At 61.2% G+C, this 17,006-nt stretch carries 20 protein-coding genes; 17 read left to right on the forward strand and 3 right to left on the reverse strand.

Annotated elements, in window-relative coordinates; translation table 11 throughout:
• Positions 1-40: 40 nt before the first annotated feature.
• The 10 genes from V3C85_RS14235 (at position 41) to V3C85_RS14280 (ending at position 9,053) form a co-directional block, all read left to right on the forward strand.
• Positions 41-604, forward strand: coding sequence for a NifU family protein (locus tag V3C85_RS14235; protein WP_331795834.1), 564 nt, complete (start codon positions 41-43; stop codon positions 602-604).
• Positions 594-1,232 (forward strand): tRNA (adenosine(37)-N6)-threonylcarbamoyltransferase complex dimerization subunit type 1 TsaB, encoded by a 639-nt coding sequence (tsaB, locus tag V3C85_RS14240; protein ID WP_331795835.1) that lies wholly within the window; start codon positions 594-596, stop codon positions 1,230-1,232. Before V3C85_RS14235 ends, tsaB begins: the two co-directional genes overlap by 11 nt.
• Positions 1,225-1,650, forward strand: a complete 426-nt coding sequence (rimI, locus tag V3C85_RS14245; RefSeq protein ID WP_331795836.1) for a ribosomal protein S18-alanine N-acetyltransferase — start codon at positions 1,225-1,227, stop codon at positions 1,648-1,650. The genes tsaB and rimI overlap by 8 nt, the downstream gene beginning before the upstream one ends.
• A 205-nt stretch (positions 1,651-1,855) precedes the next feature.
• A complete protein-coding gene (locus V3C85_RS14250) occupies positions 1,856-2,851 on the forward strand; it encodes a BMP family lipoprotein (protein WP_331795838.1) in 996 nt (331 codons plus the stop codon).
• Positions 2,851-4,428, forward strand: coding sequence for an ABC transporter ATP-binding protein (locus tag V3C85_RS14255; RefSeq protein WP_331795840.1), 1,578 nt, complete (start codon positions 2,851-2,853; stop codon positions 4,426-4,428). The genes V3C85_RS14250 and V3C85_RS14255 overlap by 1 nt, the downstream gene beginning before the upstream one ends.
• Positions 4,428-5,543 (forward strand): ABC transporter permease, encoded by a 1,116-nt coding sequence (locus V3C85_RS14260; protein WP_331795842.1) that lies wholly within the window; start codon positions 4,428-4,430, stop codon positions 5,541-5,543. The genes V3C85_RS14255 and V3C85_RS14260 overlap by 1 nt, the downstream gene beginning before the upstream one ends.
• A complete protein-coding gene (locus V3C85_RS14265) occupies positions 5,543-6,511 on the forward strand; it encodes an ABC transporter permease (RefSeq protein ID WP_331795844.1) in 969 nt (322 codons plus the stop codon). Before V3C85_RS14260 ends, V3C85_RS14265 begins: the two co-directional genes overlap by 1 nt.
• Positions 6,495-7,298, forward strand: coding sequence for a purine-nucleoside phosphorylase (locus tag V3C85_RS14270; protein WP_331795845.1), 804 nt, complete (start codon positions 6,495-6,497; stop codon positions 7,296-7,298). Before V3C85_RS14265 ends, V3C85_RS14270 begins: the two co-directional genes overlap by 17 nt.
• 79 nt (positions 7,299-7,377) lie before the next feature.
• Positions 7,378-8,298, forward strand: coding sequence for a sulfite exporter TauE/SafE family protein (locus V3C85_RS14275; RefSeq protein ID WP_331795846.1), 921 nt, complete (start codon positions 7,378-7,380; stop codon positions 8,296-8,298).
• A complete protein-coding gene (locus V3C85_RS14280; protein ID WP_331795847.1) occupies positions 8,295-9,053 on the forward strand; it encodes a TIGR02186 family protein in 759 nt (252 codons plus the stop codon). The genes V3C85_RS14275 and V3C85_RS14280 overlap by 4 nt, the downstream gene beginning before the upstream one ends.
• Here V3C85_RS14280 and V3C85_RS14285 read toward each other — a convergent pair.
• From V3C85_RS14285 to V3C85_RS14295, 3 genes are read right to left on the reverse strand one after another with little or no spacing between them, the layout of a single operon-like run.
• A complete protein-coding gene (locus V3C85_RS14285) occupies positions 9,043-10,350 on the reverse strand; it encodes an MATE family efflux transporter (protein ID WP_331795848.1) in 1,308 nt (435 codons plus the stop codon). The genes V3C85_RS14280 and V3C85_RS14285 overlap by 11 nt on opposite strands.
• Entirely contained in the window at positions 10,347-10,859 is a 513-nt protein-coding gene (locus tag V3C85_RS14290; RefSeq protein WP_331795849.1) for a PaaI family thioesterase, read from the reverse strand. The genes V3C85_RS14285 and V3C85_RS14290 overlap by 4 nt, the downstream gene beginning before the upstream one ends.
• Positions 10,856-11,290 carry a PaaI family thioesterase gene (locus V3C85_RS14295; protein ID WP_331795850.1) on the reverse strand — a complete coding sequence of 145 codons (435 nt, stop codon included), beginning with the start codon at positions 11,288-11,290 and terminating at the stop codon, positions 10,856-10,858. Before V3C85_RS14295 ends, V3C85_RS14290 begins: the two co-directional genes overlap by 4 nt.
• A 106-nt stretch (positions 11,291-11,396) precedes the next feature.
• Here V3C85_RS14295 and V3C85_RS14300 point away from each other — a divergent pair, with 106 nt between their 5' ends.
• From V3C85_RS14300 to V3C85_RS14330, 7 genes are all read left to right on the forward strand, one after another.
• Positions 11,397-11,777 (forward strand): MerR family transcriptional regulator, encoded by a 381-nt coding sequence (locus V3C85_RS14300; protein WP_331795851.1) that lies wholly within the window; start codon positions 11,397-11,399, stop codon positions 11,775-11,777.
• 128 nt (positions 11,778-11,905) lie between these two features.
• Positions 11,906-12,298 carry a MerR family transcriptional regulator gene (locus V3C85_RS14305; protein ID WP_331795853.1) on the forward strand — a complete coding sequence of 131 codons (393 nt, stop codon included), beginning with the start codon at positions 11,906-11,908 and terminating at the stop codon, positions 12,296-12,298.
• Positions 12,299-12,323: 25 nt separating this feature from the next.
• Positions 12,324-14,099 (forward strand): acyl-CoA dehydrogenase C-terminal domain-containing protein, encoded by a 1,776-nt coding sequence (locus tag V3C85_RS14310; protein WP_331795854.1) that lies wholly within the window; start codon positions 12,324-12,326, stop codon positions 14,097-14,099.
• Positions 14,100-14,161: 62 nt separating this feature from the next.
• Entirely contained in the window at positions 14,162-14,374 is a 213-nt protein-coding gene (locus V3C85_RS14315) for a hypothetical protein (protein WP_331796042.1), read from the forward strand.
• A gap of 280 nt (positions 14,375-14,654) precedes the next feature.
• On the forward strand, positions 14,655-15,290 hold the full coding sequence (locus V3C85_RS14320) for a glutathione S-transferase family protein (RefSeq protein WP_331795855.1): 636 nt from the start codon (positions 14,655-14,657) through the stop codon (positions 15,288-15,290).
• Between the two features lie 11 nt (positions 15,291-15,301).
• Positions 15,302-16,513 (forward strand): acetyl-CoA C-acetyltransferase, encoded by a 1,212-nt coding sequence (locus V3C85_RS14325; protein ID WP_331795856.1) that lies wholly within the window; start codon positions 15,302-15,304, stop codon positions 16,511-16,513.
• 1 nt (position 16,514) lies between these two features.
• Complete coding sequence (locus tag V3C85_RS14330) at positions 16,515-16,994, forward strand: hypothetical protein (RefSeq protein ID WP_331795857.1); 480 nt, start codon at positions 16,515-16,517, stop codon at positions 16,992-16,994.
• Positions 16,995-17,006 lie beyond the last annotated feature (12 nt).

The following is a 17,006-nucleotide window of genomic DNA, read 5'->3' on the forward strand; positions in this document are numbered from 1 at the left end:
CCAAGGGCGCATATCCGAGAGGAACAGTCGGAGATTGCAGATGTTCATCCAGACCGAGTCTACCCCGAACCCCGCCACGCTGAAATTCCTGCCCGGCCAAACCGTGCTTGAGATCGGCACAGCCGACTTCCCCAGCGTCGAGGCCGCCGACAAATCGCCTCTGGCCAAACGCATCTTCGCCGCCGGCGGTGTGACGGGCGTGTTTTTCGGCAATGATTTCGTGACCGTCACCAAAGCCGACTCTGCCGATTGGCAACACATCAAACCGGCCATCCTTGGCGCGATCATGGAACATTACCAATCCGGCGCCCCGGTGCTGGAGGGCGAGGCAAAGGCCGCAGGGGGGCATGCCGAACATTCCGGCGAAGATGCCGAAATTGTTAATCAAATCAAAGAGTTGCTTGATACGCGCGTGCGCCCGGCCGTGGCGCAGGATGGGGGCGACATCACCTTTCACGGCTTTGATCGCGGCGTCGTCTATCTGCATATGCAGGGCGCCTGCGCCGGTTGCCCGTCCAGCACGCTGACGCTGAAGATGGGCATCGAAAACCTGCTGCGCCACTATATCCCCGAGGTGACCGAGGTTCGTCCTGTTGCGGCCTGAGACGGTTCTGGCTTTCGATACATCGGCGGCGCATTGCGCCGCCGCTTTGCTTTTGCCTGATGGCAACTGTCTGATCATGCAAGAGGAAATGGCCAAAGGCCAAGCCGAACGCCTGCTGCCCTTGGTGCAGGATCTGCTGGCAAAGGCGGGGCTTGGCTGGCCTGATCTGGCCGCCATTGGCGTCGGCACTGGCCCCGGCAATTTCACGGGCGTCCGCATCAGCGTGGCCACCGCCCGGGGCCTATCCCTCGCGCTGGGCATTCCGGCCATCGGCGTCACCGTGTTTGACGCGCTGGCCCAAGGCCTGCCCCGCCCCCTTGCCGTCGCGCAAGATGCCCGCCGGGATGAGGTGTATCTGCAACTCTTCAATGCCACCGACCACCCCGCCCAATTGCTGACCGTCGATCAGGCGCGCCAAGCCATCGGGGCATTGCCCACGGTCGGCTCTGCCACTGAAATGTTGAACAAAATCAATCCGTTGCACCCAGCCATGCCGCTGGTTCAGGCGATTGCGCAGGTGGCCCAAGCGCGGCTTGGCACCACCCATCCCCGGCCTGCGCCCTTTTATCTGCGCAGCGCCGATGCCGCCCCGCCAAGCGATCTGCCTCCGGTTATTCTTGATGCCTGACTGCGCCGCCCTGGCCCGCCTGCACGCGGCCTGCTTTATCACCCCAAGGCCCTGGAGCGCGGCTGAAATCGCATCCCTCCTCGACAGCCCGCTGACCTTTGCACTGATCGAATCAGGCGGCTTTCTGCTGGGCCGCGTCATCGCGGATGAGGCCGAGTTGCTGACCATCGCCGTTGACCCTGCCCTCCAACGGCAAGGGATTGGCACAAGGCTGCTGCACGGCTTTGTCACCACAGCCCAAGATCGCGGGGCCGCCACAGCCTTTCTGGAAGTGGCCGCCGACAATGCCGCCGCGATTGCCCTGTATGAATCGCAGGGATTCGCCCAAAACGGCCGCCGAAAGGCCTATTATCACGCGCCGCAGGGGCAACCGGTTGATGCGCTGATCTTGTCCCGCAGCCTGACCCTGCCCGACTGACGCCAGGGAACCGGTTCGATCAGCGCTTGCTTTTTGATCGAAAAGTCAAATCAGTAGCAGTCCCTTCCGAATGGCCCTTGACCCTTTGCATCTGTCCTGCCCTAAATTGGCAATCGACCAAATCCCCCGCAGGCTGCGCCCGCAGCCTTTGGATGGGTTCGGGCAAGAAAAAGCATTCGTCACAACGACAACCGGGAGACATTCGATGACCATGATCAAGCAACTGATGGGCGCAGCCGGCGCGCTGGCCCTGACCGCTGGCGTTGCCGCGGCTGAACCTGCGATCATCTTCGATCTGGGCGGCAAATTCGACAAATCCTTCAACGAGGCTGCCTTTAACGGCGCCGAGAAATGGGCCAAGGAAACCGGCGGCACCTATAAAGAGCTGGAAATGCAGAACGAGGCCCAGCGTGAGCAGGCCCTGCGTCGTCTGGCCGAGGCCGGCGCCAACCCCGTCGTCATGACCGGCTTTGCCTTTGGCGATGTGCTGAACACCGTCGCCCCGGATTTCCCCGATACGAAATTCGCCATCGTCGATATGGTCGTCGATCAGCCCAACGTGAAATCGGTGGTCTTCAACGAACATGAAGGCAGCTATCTGGTCGGCATGATGGCGGCGATGGCGTCGAAAACCGGCACAGTCGGCTTTATCGGTGGCATGGATATTCCGCTGATCCGCAAATTCGGCTGCGGCTATGCGCAGGGCGTCAAGGCCGCCAATCCCGATGCGACGATCATCCTGAACATGACCGGCACCACCCCGGCGGCATGGAACGATCCGGTCAAGGGCGCGGAACTGGCCAAGGGTCAGAAATCGCAAGGCGCTGACGTGATTTACGCGGCAGCAGGCGGCACGGGCGTGGGCATTCTGCAAGCCGCCGCGGACGAGGGCATCCTGTCGATCGGTGTCGATTCCAACCAGAACTACATGCACCCCGGCTCGGTTCTGACCTCGATGATGAAGCGCGTGGACAATGCCGTTTACGCCGCCTTTGTCGAAGGTGAGAACCTGACCCCCGGCATCAATGTGATGGGTCTGGCCAATGATGGCGTTGGCTATGCGATGGATGAAAACAACGCCGCGCTGGTCACCCCGGAAATGCAGGCCGCTGTCGATGCGGCGGCTGAAAAGATCAAGTCGGGCGAAGTCGTGGTTCACGACTACATGGCTGACAACACCTGCCCGGCTGCGACCTTCTGATGGTCGACACGGCGCAAAACACGGGGCGGCCGGCAACGGCCGCCCCCTTTGCCATCGAACTGAAAGGCATTTCCAAGGCCTTTGGTCCGGTTCAGGCCAATAAAGACATCAACATTGCCGTCCCACGCGGCACGATTCACGGCATCATCGGCGAAAACGGCGCGGGGAAATCCACGCTGATGTCGATCCTTTATGGCTTTTACAAAGCCGATGCCGGGCAGATTTACATCAGCGGCAAGCTGACCCCCATTCCCGACAGCCAGAGCGCCATTCGCGCCGGTATCGGCATGGTGTTCCAGCATTTCAAGCTGGTGCAGAATTTCACGGTGCTGGAAAACATCATCCTTGGCGCCGAAGACGGGCAATTGCTGAACACCTCGCTGACCAAGGCACGCAAGGTGCTGAAGCAACTGGCCGAAGACTACGAACTGGATGTTGATCCCGATGCGCTGATCGAGGATCTGTCGGTTGGGCATCAACAGCGGGTCGAGATCCTGAAGGCGCTGTATCGGCAGGCTGATATCCTGATTCTGGACGAACCCACCGGCGTGCTGACGCCAGATGAGGCTGACCATTTGTTCCGTATCCTGAGGGGGTTAAAGGATCAGGGCAAGACCGTGATCCTGATCACCCACAAGCTGCGCGAAATCATGGAAGCCACCGACAATGTCAGCGTGATGCGGCGCGGGACCATGGTTGCCACTGTCAAGACCGCCGAAACCAGCGCCGAGCAATTGGCCGAGTTGATGGTGGGCCGCAAAGTCCTGCTAGAGGTTGAAAAAGGCCCGGCAAAGCCGGGGGCCACAGTGCTGAAGGTTGAAAACCTGAAGGTGCGCGATGAACACGGTGTTGAACGGCTTAAGGGCATCAACCTTGAAATTCGGGCGGGCGAAATTCTGGGCATTGCCGGGGTTTCAGGCAATGGACAGACCGAGTTGCTGGAAGTCTTGGGCGGGATGATCCGTTCGACCGGGCGGGCCACCCTGAACGACACCGATCTGCCGCTGTCGGGGGCCGGGTCAGATGGCCAAAGCCGCCGCGCGGCTGGCATCGCCCATGTGCCCGAAGACCGGCACCACCACGGGCTGATCCTTGATTTCACCGCTTGGGAAAACGTGGCTTTTGGCTATTTCAACGATCCGAAATACCAAAAGTCGGCCCTGTTCATGGATAACGACGCGATCAGGGCCGATACCGAAAAGAAGATGGCCACCTTTGATGTGCGCCCGCCCATTCCCACCCTGGCGGCCAAAAGTTTCTCGGGCGGCAACCAGCAGAAAATCGTCGTCGCGCGCGAGATTGAGCGCAACCCCGATCTGCTGTTGATCGGTCAACCCACGCGCGGGGTTGATATCGGGGCGATCGAGTTCATCCACAAACAGATCATCGCGCTGCGGGATCAGGGCAAGGCAATCTTGCTGGTCAGTGTGGAGCTGGACGAGATAATGAGCCTGTCTGACCGCATCGCCGTGATGTTTGATGGCAAGATCATGGGCCTGCGTGACCCTGACCAGACCAATGAACGCGAACTTGGCCTGATGATGGCCGGGATGACCGGCAAGGGAGAGGCCGCCTGATGGACCGTTTGCCGAAATGGGCCGATGTGGCCCTTGTGCCCCTGATTTCCCTGCTGCTGGCGGCGGTGATTTCGGCGCTGGTGTTGCTGGCCATTGGGCAAAGCCCGGTCGAGGCCTTCAAGGTGATGGTCGATGGGGCGCTTGGGTCGCCCTATGGCTGGGGGTATACGCTGTATTACGCCACCAGCTTTATCTTTACCGGCCTTGCCGTCACCGTGGCCTTTCACGCCAGCCTGTTCAACATCGGCGGAGAGGGGCAAGCGCAATTGGGTGGCCTGGGCGTGGCCTTGGTCTGTCTGGCCTTTCCCTGGCCGCATTGGACGGTGGCATTGCTTGCCGCCACAGCCGGGGCGGCTGTGTTCGGGGCGGCATGGGCGGCCATTCCGGCCTATCTGCAGGCCAAACGCGGCAGCCATATCGTGATCACCACGATCATGTTCAACTATATCGCCGCCGCCCTGCTGGTCTATCTGCTGGTCGATGTGCTGCGCCCGGCGGGCCAGATGGACCCGGCCTCGGCCCGCTTTCCCGAAGGCGCCAAACTGCCCGCGCTGAACGATATTCCACTGTTCAATCTGGTCTTTACCAAGGCTGTTCCAGCGAATGTGACACTGTTCATTGCCTTGGCGATGGCGGTGGTCGTCTGGGCTTTGCTGTGGCGCACGCGGCTGGGCTATCAGATCCGCGCCTTTGGCAAATCGGAATCGGCGGCCAAATACGCTGGCATCAACCCGGTGCGCATCACCATCATCGCCATGCTGATTTCCGGCGCACTGGCCGGCATGATGAGCATCAACAACGTGATGGGCGAGGCCGAGCGGTTGCTGCAGAATTCGTCCGAAGGGGCGGGGTTCATCGGCATTGCGGTCGCGCTGATGGGCCGCAACCACCCGTTCGGGGTGGTGCTGGCCGCGCTGCTGTTTGGCTTTCTTTATCAGGGTGGGGCCGAGTTGGGCCTGTGGACCAGTATTCCGATTGAAATGCGCATCGTGGTGCAGGGGCTGGTCATTCTGTTCACCGGCGCGCTGGATATGATGGTGCGCATGCTGTTGGGCCGCATCTTTGGCCTGTTCCGGTCGGCCAAGGCGATCCGGTCCGCCGGGGGGGCCGCGTGATGGATTACGCAACATTGTTGCAGATGCTGGATACAACGCTGCGTCTGGCCACGCCCTTGCTGCTGGCCTGTCTGGCGGGGCTTTATTCCGAACGCGCGGGGATCTTTGACATCGGGCTTGAAGGCAAGATGCTGGCCGCCGCAATGGCCGCCGGGGCCGTGGCCGCGCTGACAGGGTCGGCTTGGGCCGGGCTTTTGGCGGGCATTGGCGCCTCGCTGATCTTTGCGGCGATCCACGGCATCGCCTCGATCACCTTTCGCGGCAATCAGTTGATTTCCGGTGTGGCGCTGAACTTTCTGGCCAGCGGCATGACGGTGCTGATTGCGCAGGCGCTGTTTCGCCAAGGGGGGCGCACCCCGCCACTGACGGGCGACGCCCGCTTTAATCCGGTGATCCTGCCGGGGGCCGAGGCGATGCGCGACATCCCCTTTGTGGGCCCGCTGTATTACGAGGTGATCTCGGGCCATTCGGTGCTGGTTTACATGGCGTTTCTGATTGTGCCGCTGACATGGTGGGTGCTGTTTCGCACCCGCTTTGGCCTGCGGTTGCGCGCCGTGGGGGAAAACCCGGCTGCCGTTGATACGGCTGGCGTTTCGGTGGTGGGTCTGCGCTTTGCAGCGGTGGCGATCACTGGCGTTCTGTGCGGCTTGGCGGGGGCCTATATGGCCACGGCCCTGCAAGCAGGCTTTGGGCGCGAAATGACGGCAGGGCGCGGTTACATTGCCCTTGCCGCCCTGATCTTTGCCAAGTGGCGGCCCGTGGCGGCCATGTGGGCCTGCCTGCTGTTCGGCTTTTTTCAGGCGCTGGCGCTGCGGCCGGATGTGGTTCAGGCCGTGGTGCAGGTCAAGGTGCCGGTGCCATTCCTTGACGCCCTGCCCTATATTCTGACCGTTCTGGTTCTGGCCGGTTTTGTCGGCAAGGCCATTCCACCCCGCGCCGGAGGAGAGCCCTATGTCAAGGAACGCTGAGGCGCTGGCCACCATCCGCGCAAGGGCGGGCGATGCGCCCGTGGCGCTGGGGCTGATCCTTGGCTCGGGGCTGGGCCACCTGGCCCATGCGGTTGACGGGGTGGCCATTCCCTATGCCGATCTGCCCGGCTTTCCGCATGTCAGCGTTTCAGGCCACAACCCGCATCTGCACATTGGCATGTTGCAGGGGGTGCGCGTGGCCGTCTTTGGCGCGCGGGAGCATTTTTACGAAAACGGCAATGCCGCCGCCATGCGCCCGGCGCTTGAGGTGTTGAAAGACCTTGGCGCAGGCAGTTTGCTGTTGACCAATGCCGCGGGGTCGATGCGCCCCGATATTCCGCCGGGCGATCTGATGCTGTTGTCGGATCACATCAATTACAACGGGCGTAACCCATTGATCGGTGAACCAACCGATGGCCGTTTTGTGCCGATGGCCGACGCGCATGACCCTGCCCTGCGCGCCGCCCTGCGGGCCAGCGCCAAGGCCGAGGGGATTGATCTGAAAGAGGGCGTTTACGCCTGGTATTCCGGCCCCAGCTTTGAAACCCCGGCCGAAATTCGCATGCTGAAACTGCTGGGGGCCGATGCGGTTGGCATGTCTACCGTGCCCGAGGTCATCCTTGCCCGGTTTCTGGGCCTGAAGGTTGCGGCGATCTCGACCATCACCAATATGGCGGCCGGCCTGTCGGATGAACAGATCAGCCATGACCACACCAAGGCGATGGCCCCGCTGGGTGCGACAAAACTGGAACGCATCCTTCGACATTACTTAAACACCCTCCGATGAGGGTGTTCGGCGTTTGACTTCGTGGTCAAAGCTGCGCAACGCTTTGATCTGATCGCCCCTTTGCCCTTTGGGCCTGCACATGCAACTTTATCTTCCCATCGCCGAAGTATCGGTGAACGCCTTTCTTCTTCTTGGTATCGGGGGAATCGTCGGGTTCTTGTCCGGCCTGTTTGGTGTGGGGGGCGGCTTTCTGATTACGCCCTTGCTGTTCTTCATCGGAATCCCCCCCGCCATTGCCGTGGCGACCGGGGCAAATCAGGTTGTGGCGTCGTCGATTTCGGGTGTGCTGGCACAGCTTAAGCGCAAGGCGGTGGATCTGCGCATGGGCGTGGTGCTGCTGGTCGGGGGTCTGATGGGCTCGACCGTTGGGGTCTGGGTCTTTGCAGTGCTGACGGCGCGGGGGCAGGTCGATCTGCTGGTGCAGCTGTCTTACGTCTTTTTTCTGGGCTTTATCGGCATCACCATGTTCGCCGAAAGCGCCCGCGCCATCCTGCGGTCTAAAAAGCCGGGGGCCCCGATCCGTCGGGCCCATACACATAATTGGGTGCACGGCCTGCCCTTCAAGGTCAAGTTCCGCGCCTCGGGCCTTTATATCTCGGTTCTGCCCCCTTTGGCTGTGGGGGCGCTGGTCGGGTTTCTGGCCGCCATCATGGGTGTGGGCGGCGGCTTTATCATGGTGCCGGCCATGATCTATCTGCTGGGCATGCCCACCAAGGTTGTGATCGGCACGTCGCTGTTCCAGATCATCTTTGTGACCGCCTTTACCACCATCATGCATGCGGTCACCGCGAATACGGTTGATATGATGCTGGCCATCCTGCTGATCCTTGGCGGGGTGGTCGGGGCGCAATTCGGGGCCATGCTGTCAGGGCGGCTTAAGGCCGAACAATTGCGCATTCTTTTGTCGCTGCTGGTGATCGCCGTTGCCGCCAAGATCGGGCTGGATCTGTTGCTGCGCCCGACCGAACTTTATTCCTTGGCACCGGGGGTATTGCCATGATCCGGCTGCTGGTCTTGTGGCTTTGCCTTGCGTGGCCCGCTTTGGCGAATGAACAGATCGTGGCGGGCCTAAGCCAGAACCGGGTGTCGATCACGGCTGACTTTGACGGATCGGAAATCCTGATTTATGGCGCGGTCAAGCGCGACGAGCCGGCAATCAAAACCCCGCCGCTGCATGTGATCGTCACGGTCGAGGGGCCATCAACCCCATTGATCGTGCGCAAGAAAGAGCGGCGCTTTGGTATCTGGGTGAATACCGAGGCCGTTCAGATCGGGCGGGCACCGTCGTTTTACGCGGTGGCGACCACTGGCTTTCTGGATGACGTGCTCAGCGAAACCGAAAATCTGCGCCATCAGATCACCATTCCACGCGCCATTCGCTCTGTCGGCATCAGCTCTCAGGCCAAGGATTCGCCGGGCTTTATTGATGCCTTGGTGCGCATCCGCAAAGAAGAGGGTCAATACCGCCTTGATGAGCGCAGCGTGCAACTGACCGAAGCCACGTTGTTCCGCACAGATGTGGTTTTGCCAGCCAACCTGACAGAAGGCATGTTTCGGGTGCGCATCTTTCTGACGCGCGACGGTGTGGTGGTTGACCATCTGGAACGCCAGATCAACGTCCGCAAAGAGGGGCTGGAGCGATTCCTGACCAATCTCTCACGCGAACAGCCGTTGATCTATGGCCTGCTGTCGCTGCTGATTGCGGTGGCCGCCGGATACGGTGCCTCGACCGCGTTCCGCCTGCTTAAGTCATAAGCCCCCGGCGCAGGCCCGGCCACATCAGGCCCGCCGTAATGCCCCGCATGGCATTCAGAACCATCAACGCGGCCCACAGGCCGTGATTGCCAAAGATCGGGGGCAGCAGGGCCACGGCCGCGCCATAGGCAACCACGGCAACCGCCACGCTGATCACCATGGCGCGGGTCAACGTCGCGCCAATGAAGATGCCGTCATACATCCAGCTTGCAATGCCGATGACCGGGGCAAGCGCCACCCAGATCAGCAGGCTTCGCGCCTCGGCCCTGACATCGGGGGCTGTGGTCATCAGATCAATCAAGACCGGCCCGCCCAGACCAAAGGCCAGCCCCAACAGCAGGCTGCCCGCAATGCCCCAGCGAAACGACAGCCGCGCGGCGCGCTGCAGATCGTCGCGCGCCCGCGCCCCGACCGCTTGGCCCACCAGCGTTTCCGCGGCAAAGGCAAAGCCATCCAGCGCATAGGCCGTGATCGACAGAAATTGCATCAGCACCTGATTGGCCGCCAGACTTTGGTCGCCCTGCCCCGCCGACAAGAACAGAAAGGACGTAAAGGCCCCTTGCAACAAAACGGTGCGCAGCATGATTGCGCCATTCACCGACAGCATCCGCCGCAGGGCCACCGCATTGCGCAGGGCCGCAAGGGCAGATTGCCAGATCGGGCCAAAGGCCGCACGGCACAGCCAAAGGCCAAGGCACAGGCCTGTCACCTCGGCGGTCAGGGTGGCCAGTGCCACCCCCTGCACGCCCCAGCCCAACCCCAGCACGAACCACAGGTCAAGAACCGCATTCACACCATTGATCCAGATCTGCAAGATCAGCACCGACCTTGTGCGCTCGACCGCGATCAGCCAGCCATTCACGGCATAAAGCGCGATGGTGGCAGGTGCCCCCCAGATACGGATCGAAAGGTATTCCTGCGCCAGAGACTCAATCTGATCCGAGGCCGGGGCCAGACGAAAGGCGGCCCAGAACAACCCCGCCTGCGCCACCACGATGATCAGTCCAAAGCCAAGACCGATCACCAAGGCACGATACAGGATGGCCGCCCTCTCGACCTGATCGCCGGCGCCATGGGCCTGGGCGGCAAGGCCGCTTGTCCCCATCCGCAGAAATCCGAAAATCCAGTAAACCGAGGCAAGAATCACAGCCCCCAGCCCCACCGCCCCAATCGGCGCCGCCTGTCCGATCTGGCCGACCACGGCGGTATCGACCGCCCCAAGGATCGGCACGGTGGCATTTGACAGAATGATCGGCCAGGAAATCGCCCAGATGCGGGCGTTGGTGATCGTCGTCATTCGGCAGGAGAGCCGGGTGGCGGGGGCATCAGGAAATGGCCCGTGGCTTGGGCAAACAGGCGCGCCCGGTTGTCCTGCCACGCCTCGACATGCACCGAGGCATAGCGCCGCCCCGACCGGTTGATCCGCGCCCGCGCATAGGCATCGCGCGGCAGGCCCGATCGCAGGTAATCAACCGTAAAGTCGATGGTCTTGGGAAACCGCACCAAAGCCAGCCCTTCACCCGGATCCACACGCCCGGTTTCCATATCTTCCCACAGGCCCGACCAAGCCAGTTCGATCACGGCCGCCACCTCTAGAAAGGCCGCTGTCACACCGCCATGCAGGGCAGGCAGCAAGGGATTGCCGATCAGCTTGTCGTCAAAGGGCAGGATGGCCGTCAGTTCATCCCCCCGACGTTCAAACTGAATGCCCAGATAGGCGATATAGGGCACCCCGGTGACCAGCGCCTTCAGGGCCGCATCCCGCCGCTGCTTGACCACCTGAACCGGTTCCGGACGTTTCTTCATTTGGGGGCCTCGGCCTTTGTGTTCACCGTAAAGGCCCCCGTGGCTGCGGCCACAGGGCGGCTTTCATCCTCATCCGTGGCCGTCACGCGCACAAAGGCGACCGAACGGGTAACATGATAGCATTCCGCCCGCGCCGTGATGGTCTGGCCCGGGGTCGCCGCCCGAAAGTAATCAATCCGCAAATCTAAGGTGGCTGTCGATCCGGGCGCAGCGGGGTGGCACATCACCGCCGCCCCCGACGCGGTATCCATCAGGGCCGAAACCGCACCGCCATGAATGACCCCGGTGCCGGGGTCGCCAACAAAGCGCGGATCATAGGGCATGGAAATGGCAGCCTTGCCATCCCCAAGGCTTTCAAACGTCATGCCAAGGGCCCGCGCATGGGGAATGGCTTCGATGAACTGGCGTGCAATGCGGATCAGGTCGGTCATGGGAATCCTTCCACCTCCATATTCCTGCCTTCGGCCGCAGCCGCAAGGGGGCAGACCCGTTGCACGCCAAGTCAAGCTTGCATAGGCTGGTCGTCGGAGGACCGACATGCCCGAAACCAGCCGCCTCAGCTTTAAGGAAATGTGCGTCAAATTCGATGTGACGCCGCGCACGCTGCGCTATTACGAATATATCGAACTGCTGTCGCCAGAAAAGGAAGGCCGGTCACGGTTCTACGGCTCTCGCGAGGTGGCGCGGATGACGCTGATTTTGCGCGGACGCCGGTTTGGCTTTTCGCTTGAGGAAATTCGGCAATGGCTGCTGATGTATCGCCAAAAGGGCACCCGCCCGCAGTTGCAAACCTTTCTCAGCCTTGCCGACCGTCAACTGGCCGAACTGGAAAAACAGCGCGCTGAACTGGACGGCACGATTGATGACCTGCGCGCCCTGCGTGCCACCACGGAAACCGAGCTGTCAAAACTCGACTAGGGTTCCACCACGTCACGCTTTCCCGTGACGTCACGTTACGCTGACGTAAACGTAAAGCAATCTGGTAAGACTCTCTCAAAGCACCCATGTCTAGATGCACATGATGTTTGTGCTGTGAGAGTGAGCCGATGCCGACCGATACGATGACCATTCGCCAGATGTGTGACGCCTATGATGTCACCCCGCGCACGCTGCGATTCTACGAATCGAAAGAATTGCTGTCGCCCATCCGCGAAGGATCGCGCCGCCTGTTCACCAAAAGCGACCGCGCGCGGCTTAAGCTGATCCTGCGCGGCAAGCGCTTTGGCTTCAGCCTGGAAGACATCCGGCAAGTGCTTGATCTGTATGAACGTGACGGATCGAACGCCGCACAGGCGATCCGCACCTATGAACTGGCCCAAGACCGCCTGGCCCAGATGGAGGCGCAGCGCGCCGAACTGGATGTGGCGATCAAGGAATTGAAAGCCGAACTGGCCGAGGGCGAGCGCATGATCGCCACCCTGCGTCAGGCCGCCGAATAAGACCGTTTCCGAAGGGAGAGAGACGATGCCAAGCTATACCGCCCCCGTCAAAGACATGCAGTTTCTGTTGCATGATGTGCTGATGGTTTCAGATGCCGATGTGCCGGGCTATGCCGATCTGGACCAAGGCTTCACCTCGGCCGTGCTGGAAGAAGCCGGCAAGGTGGCATCCGATGTGCTGGCCCCGCTGAACGCCGTGGGCGACCGCGAAGGCTGTGTTCTGGAAAACGGCGTGGTGCGCACCCCCAAGGGGTTTGACGCGGCCTTCAAGGCAATGAAAGAGGGCGGCTGGACCGCGCTGGATTGCGACCCCGAATATGGCGGCCAAGGCCTGCCCTATCTGATGGGCACCGCGGTGGGTGAGATCTTCGTGTCGGCCAACATGGCCTTCAACATGTATCAGGGCCTGACCCACGGCGCCTATTCCGCGATCCACACCCATGGCACGGCCGAGCAAAAGGCCAAGTATCTGCCCAAGATGGTGTCCTGCGACTGGACCGGCACGATGAACCTGACCGAGCCGCATTGCGGCACCGATCTGGGCCTGATGCGCACCAAGGCCGAACCGCAGGCAGATGGCAGCTACAAGATCACCGGCCAAAAGATCTTCATTTCGGCGGGCGAGCATGATCTGGCCGAAAACATCATCCACCTTGTGCTGGCCAAGGCACCGGGGGGGGGTGAGGGCACCAAAGGTATCTCGCTGTTCATCGTGCCGAAGTTCCTTGTGAACGACGACGGCTCGCTTGGGGCCCGCAACAGCCTGTCCTGCGGCAAGATCGAAGAAAAGATGGGCATTCACGGCAATGCCACCTGCGTCATGAACTATGACGGCGCAACGGGCTGGCTGCTGGGCGATCTGCACAAAGGCATGCGCGCCATGTTCACCATGATGAACGAAGCGCGCCTGGGTGTTGGCCTCCAAGGCTATGCCCAGGCCGAGGCCGCCTATCAGAACGCACTGGCCTATGCCAAGGACCGCCTGCAAGGCCGCGCCGTGACCGGCACCGAAAACCCGGACGGCCCCGCCGATCCGCTGATCGTGCACCCCGATATCCGCCGCAACCTGATGGATCAGAAAAGCTTTGTCGAAGGCGCGCGGGCCCTTACCTTCTGGGCGGCCCATCTGATCGACCGGTCAGTGCGTCAGGGCGATGCCGCCGCCGAAGGCCTGGTCAGCCTGATGATCCCGGTCATCAAGGGCTTCCAGACCGACAAGGGCTTTGACATGGCCGTAGCCGCCCAACAGGTTTATGGCGGACACGGATATATCGAGGAATGGGGCATGTCGCAATTCGCCCGCGACGCCCGCATCGCCATGATCTACGAAGGCGCCAACGGGGTGCAGGCCCTTGATCTGGTCGGCCGCAAACTGACACAGGATGGCGGCAAACACGTCATGGCCTTCTTCGACATGGTCAAGGCCGAGTGCAAGGCGCATGACGAAGATGCGCGTATGAAGGGCTTTACCGACGCGCTGAAAGTGGCGTCAAAGCAACTGCAACAAGCCGGCATGTTCTTCATGCAGCAGGGGATGAAAAACCCCAATGCCGCACTGTCGGGCAGCTATGACTTCATGCACCTGATGGGCCATGTCTGCCTTGGCCTGATGTGGACGCGAATGGCAAAAGCCGCCTATGCAGCCCTGGACGCAGGGGCCGGCGACAAGGACTTTTACGAGTCAAAAATCGCCACCGGCCGCTACTACATGGCCCGCCAACTGCCCGCCTGCGCCATGCATCTGGCCCGGATCGAAACCGGGTCCGAGACGGTCATGGCACTGTCGGCCGAAGCGTTCTAAGCTTTGGGCAAGAGAGGGGGCCACAGCACAAGCTGTGCCCCGACCCTGCCGGAGAAATGACCATGCCAAAACGCTTTCGCCTGACCCGTCGCTTTCCGGTCGCCATGACCGAAGACGGCTATCGCCGTCTCAAGCGGTTCGCCCAAGAGGCGGGTCTGGACGAAGGAGAGGCGCTGTCCTTTCTGTTTGAACACTTCGACAGCGTGATGAACACGGACAATCTGACCCACAGGCTCAGGCTGTTTAATTCGGAACTGGATGCACGAAAAAGGTAGCGGCGAGGCAAGACCGCACCTGCGGGCGCCTCCGGCGGGGGAGTATTTAGGGCCAAGATGAAATCAGGTCCACCCCGTCCCGACTGTCCGTTTTGGCTATCCGGGGCTTCGGAACGGGGCTTCACCTTGGGCGGTCATCGGCTCTCCAGCCTGTACCGCACTGATCAGCCTAGGATGACAGGGTTAACAAAACCTTGCTTCATCTTGGCCAAAATACTCCACGGGGGTGCGGGGGTGTGAAACCCCCGCAGCCTACGGCAGGTCTGGGAGGGCCTTTGGAATGGCGATGAAACTCTACTGCTTTGGCGAAAGCGGAAATGCTTATAAATGCGCCCTTGCTCTTGCCCTGAGCGGCATGGATTGGGAGGCCGTTTTTGTTGATTTCTTCAACGGTGGTGCCCGCAACCCAGAGTTCCGCGCGCTGAATGACATGGGTGAGGTGCCGGTTCTGGTCGATGGCGACCTGACGTTGACGCAATCGGGCGTGATCCTGACCCATATCGCTGCGGTCTCTGGCCAGTTGGGGGGGCGTGATGAGGCCGAGCAGCGTGAGATCCTGCGCTGGATCTTGTGGGACAATCACAAGCTGTCCACCCAGATCGGCACGACCCGGTTCCTGATGAACTTTCTGCCCGAAGACAAGCGCCCCGCAGGGGTCATTCCCTTTTTGCAGGGCCGCCTGAAAGCCGCCTACAAGGTTTTGGACGATCATCTTGCGGCGCATGACTGGATTGTTGGGCAGGGCCCCACGATCGCCGATCTGTCTTGCTGCGGGTATTTTTACTATCCCGAACCCTTTGGGTTCGACCGCAAGGACTGGCCCCATATCGACGCCTGGCTGAACCGCATCGCGGCCCTGCCTGGCTGGAAACATCCCTATGAGCTGATGCCCGGCAACCCCTCGGACCGGGCGTGAAGGAGACGATGATGACCGAAGCTTATATTTACGACGCCATTCGCACCCCGCGTGGCAAGGGCCGCGCCGATGGGTCTTTGCACGAAGTCACCTCGACCGCCTTGTCGGCCAAGGTTCTGAATGCGGTCAAGGAACGCAACGGGCTAGAGGGCCATGCGGTAGAGGATGTGATCTGGGGCAATGTCACCCAAGTGGGCGAACAGGGCGGCTGTCTTGCCCGGTCGGCGGTCTTGTTGTCCGACCTTGATCAGTCGATCCCTGGCCTTGCGATCAACCGCTTTTGCGCCAGTGGGATGGAGGCGGTGAACCTGGCCGCCAATCAGGTCAGGGGCGGTGCGGGCCAAGCCTATATCGCGGGCGGGGTCGAGATGATGGGCCGCGTCGCGATGGGGTCGGACGGGGCCGCCATTGCCGTTGATCCGTCGCTGGCGATGAAAACCTATTTCGTGCCGCAGGGCATTTCAGCCGATATCATTGCCACGGAATATGGCTTTACCCGCGATCAGGCTGATGCCTTGGCCGTTGAATCGCAGCGCCGTGCCGCAGCGGCCTGGGCCGACAACCGCTTTGCCAAGTCGGTCATCCCGGTTACCGATCAGAATGGTCTGACCATTCTTGACCGCGACGAATACATGCGCCCCGGCACCGATATGCAATCGTTGGGCGCGCTAAAGGCCAGCTTCAAGGATATGGGCGAAGTGATGCCCGGTTTTGACAAGATCGCCCTGATGAAATACCCGCATCTCGAGCGGATCAATCACATCCACCATGCCGGCAATTCCAGCGGTATCGTCGATGGCGCAGCGGCCGTTCTGATCGGCAGCAAGGCGTTTGGCGAGGCCCATGGCCTGAAACCCCGCGCCCGTATTCGTGCCACAGCCAAGATCGGCACCGACCCGACGATCATGCTGACCGGCCCGGTTCCGGTGACCGAGAAAATCCTGCGCGACGCAGGCATGTCGATCAAGGACATTGACCTGTTTGAGGTGAACGAGGCCTTCGCCTCGGTCGTGCTGCGCTTTATGCAGGCCTTTGATGTGGACCCTGCGCTGGTGAACCCCAATGGCGGATCTATCGCCATGGGCCACCCCTTGGGTGCGACGGGGGCGATCATCATCGGCACTTTGCTGGATGAGTTGGAGCGCACCGGCAAGAGCACCGGCCTTGCCACCTTGTGCATCGCCAGTGGCATGGGCGCGGCCACAATCATCGAGCGGGTGTGACATGCCCTCGGCCGTTGCCATTTACCAAAGCAATCTTGACCAGGTGTCAGAGGCGCTGTGGCGTGGCGACGTGCCGGGCATTCTGCATCACATTGCCCTGCCCAATTCCATGCTGACCGAAGATGCCTCTTTCATCATCAATTCGTCGGATGAGATGGTGATCGTGGCCAATGACTTTCGTGATCACATGATTTCGGTTGGGGCGGATGGCTATCGCCGCACCTGCATTTCGGCCCGCTATGTCAGCCTGCGCAAGGATCTGATTGTCGGGATGCATGAAACCCGTCTTCGGGCGGGTGACCGCCCTTTCGGCCAGCCTTTCCTGAACCGCATGACCCTGCTGCACCGGCAGGGTCGCTGGCAAGCTGTCTTGCTGGAAACCAGCATCAAGAACACTGACCTGACCATCCTGAGCCCCGATCTGGTGGAATGCCAAAAGCAAGCCCTGGCAAAACTTGGCGTTTCCCTGACCCGGCCCTGAACGACCTTCCAC

The sequence above is a fragment of the Pseudotabrizicola sp. L79 genome (genome assembly GCF_036553525.1).
In the GTDB taxonomy this organism is placed as follows: domain Bacteria; phylum Pseudomonadota; class Alphaproteobacteria; order Rhodobacterales; family Rhodobacteraceae; genus Pseudotabrizicola.

Excerpts from the sequence above, each read along its gene's own strand:
- V3C85_RS14235 (WP_331795834.1), top strand. The coding sequence starts at position 41 with ATGTTCATCCAGACCGAGTCTACCCCGAACCCCGCCACGCTGAAATTC.
- rimI (WP_331795836.1), top strand. The coding sequence starts at position 1,225 with ATGCCTGACTGCGCCGCCCTGGCCCGCCTGCACGCGGCCTGCTTTATC.
- V3C85_RS14250 (WP_331795838.1), top strand. The coding sequence starts at position 1,856 with ATGACCATGATCAAGCAACTGATGGGCGCAGCCGGCGCGCTGGCCCTG.
- V3C85_RS14255 (WP_331795840.1), top strand. The coding sequence starts at position 2,851 with ATGGTCGACACGGCGCAAAACACGGGGCGGCCGGCAACGGCCGCCCCC.
- V3C85_RS14260 (WP_331795842.1), top strand. The coding sequence starts at position 4,428 with ATGGACCGTTTGCCGAAATGGGCCGATGTGGCCCTTGTGCCCCTGATT.
- V3C85_RS14265 (WP_331795844.1), top strand. The coding sequence starts at position 5,543 with ATGGATTACGCAACATTGTTGCAGATGCTGGATACAACGCTGCGTCTG.
- V3C85_RS14270 (WP_331795845.1), top strand. The coding sequence starts at position 6,495 with ATGTCAAGGAACGCTGAGGCGCTGGCCACCATCCGCGCAAGGGCGGGC.
- V3C85_RS14275 (WP_331795846.1), top strand. The coding sequence starts at position 7,378 with ATGCAACTTTATCTTCCCATCGCCGAAGTATCGGTGAACGCCTTTCTT.
- V3C85_RS14280 (WP_331795847.1), top strand. The coding sequence starts at position 8,295 with ATGATCCGGCTGCTGGTCTTGTGGCTTTGCCTTGCGTGGCCCGCTTTG.
- V3C85_RS14285 (WP_331795848.1), bottom strand. The coding sequence starts at position 10,350 with ATGACGACGATCACCAACGCCCGCATCTGGGCGATTTCCTGGCCGATC.
- V3C85_RS14290 (WP_331795849.1), bottom strand. The coding sequence starts at position 10,859 with ATGAAGAAACGTCCGGAACCGGTTCAGGTGGTCAAGCAGCGGCGGGAT.
- V3C85_RS14295 (WP_331795850.1), bottom strand. The coding sequence starts at position 11,290 with ATGACCGACCTGATCCGCATTGCACGCCAGTTCATCGAAGCCATTCCC.
- V3C85_RS14300 (WP_331795851.1), top strand. The coding sequence starts at position 11,397 with ATGCCCGAAACCAGCCGCCTCAGCTTTAAGGAAATGTGCGTCAAATTC.
- V3C85_RS14305 (WP_331795853.1), top strand. The coding sequence starts at position 11,906 with ATGCCGACCGATACGATGACCATTCGCCAGATGTGTGACGCCTATGAT.
- V3C85_RS14310 (WP_331795854.1), top strand. The coding sequence starts at position 12,324 with ATGCCAAGCTATACCGCCCCCGTCAAAGACATGCAGTTTCTGTTGCAT.
- V3C85_RS14315 (WP_331796042.1), top strand. The coding sequence starts at position 14,162 with ATGCCAAAACGCTTTCGCCTGACCCGTCGCTTTCCGGTCGCCATGACC.
- V3C85_RS14320 (WP_331795855.1), top strand. The coding sequence starts at position 14,655 with ATGGCGATGAAACTCTACTGCTTTGGCGAAAGCGGAAATGCTTATAAA.
- V3C85_RS14325 (WP_331795856.1), top strand. The coding sequence starts at position 15,302 with ATGACCGAAGCTTATATTTACGACGCCATTCGCACCCCGCGTGGCAAG.
- V3C85_RS14330 (WP_331795857.1), top strand. The coding sequence starts at position 16,515 with ATGCCCTCGGCCGTTGCCATTTACCAAAGCAATCTTGACCAGGTGTCA.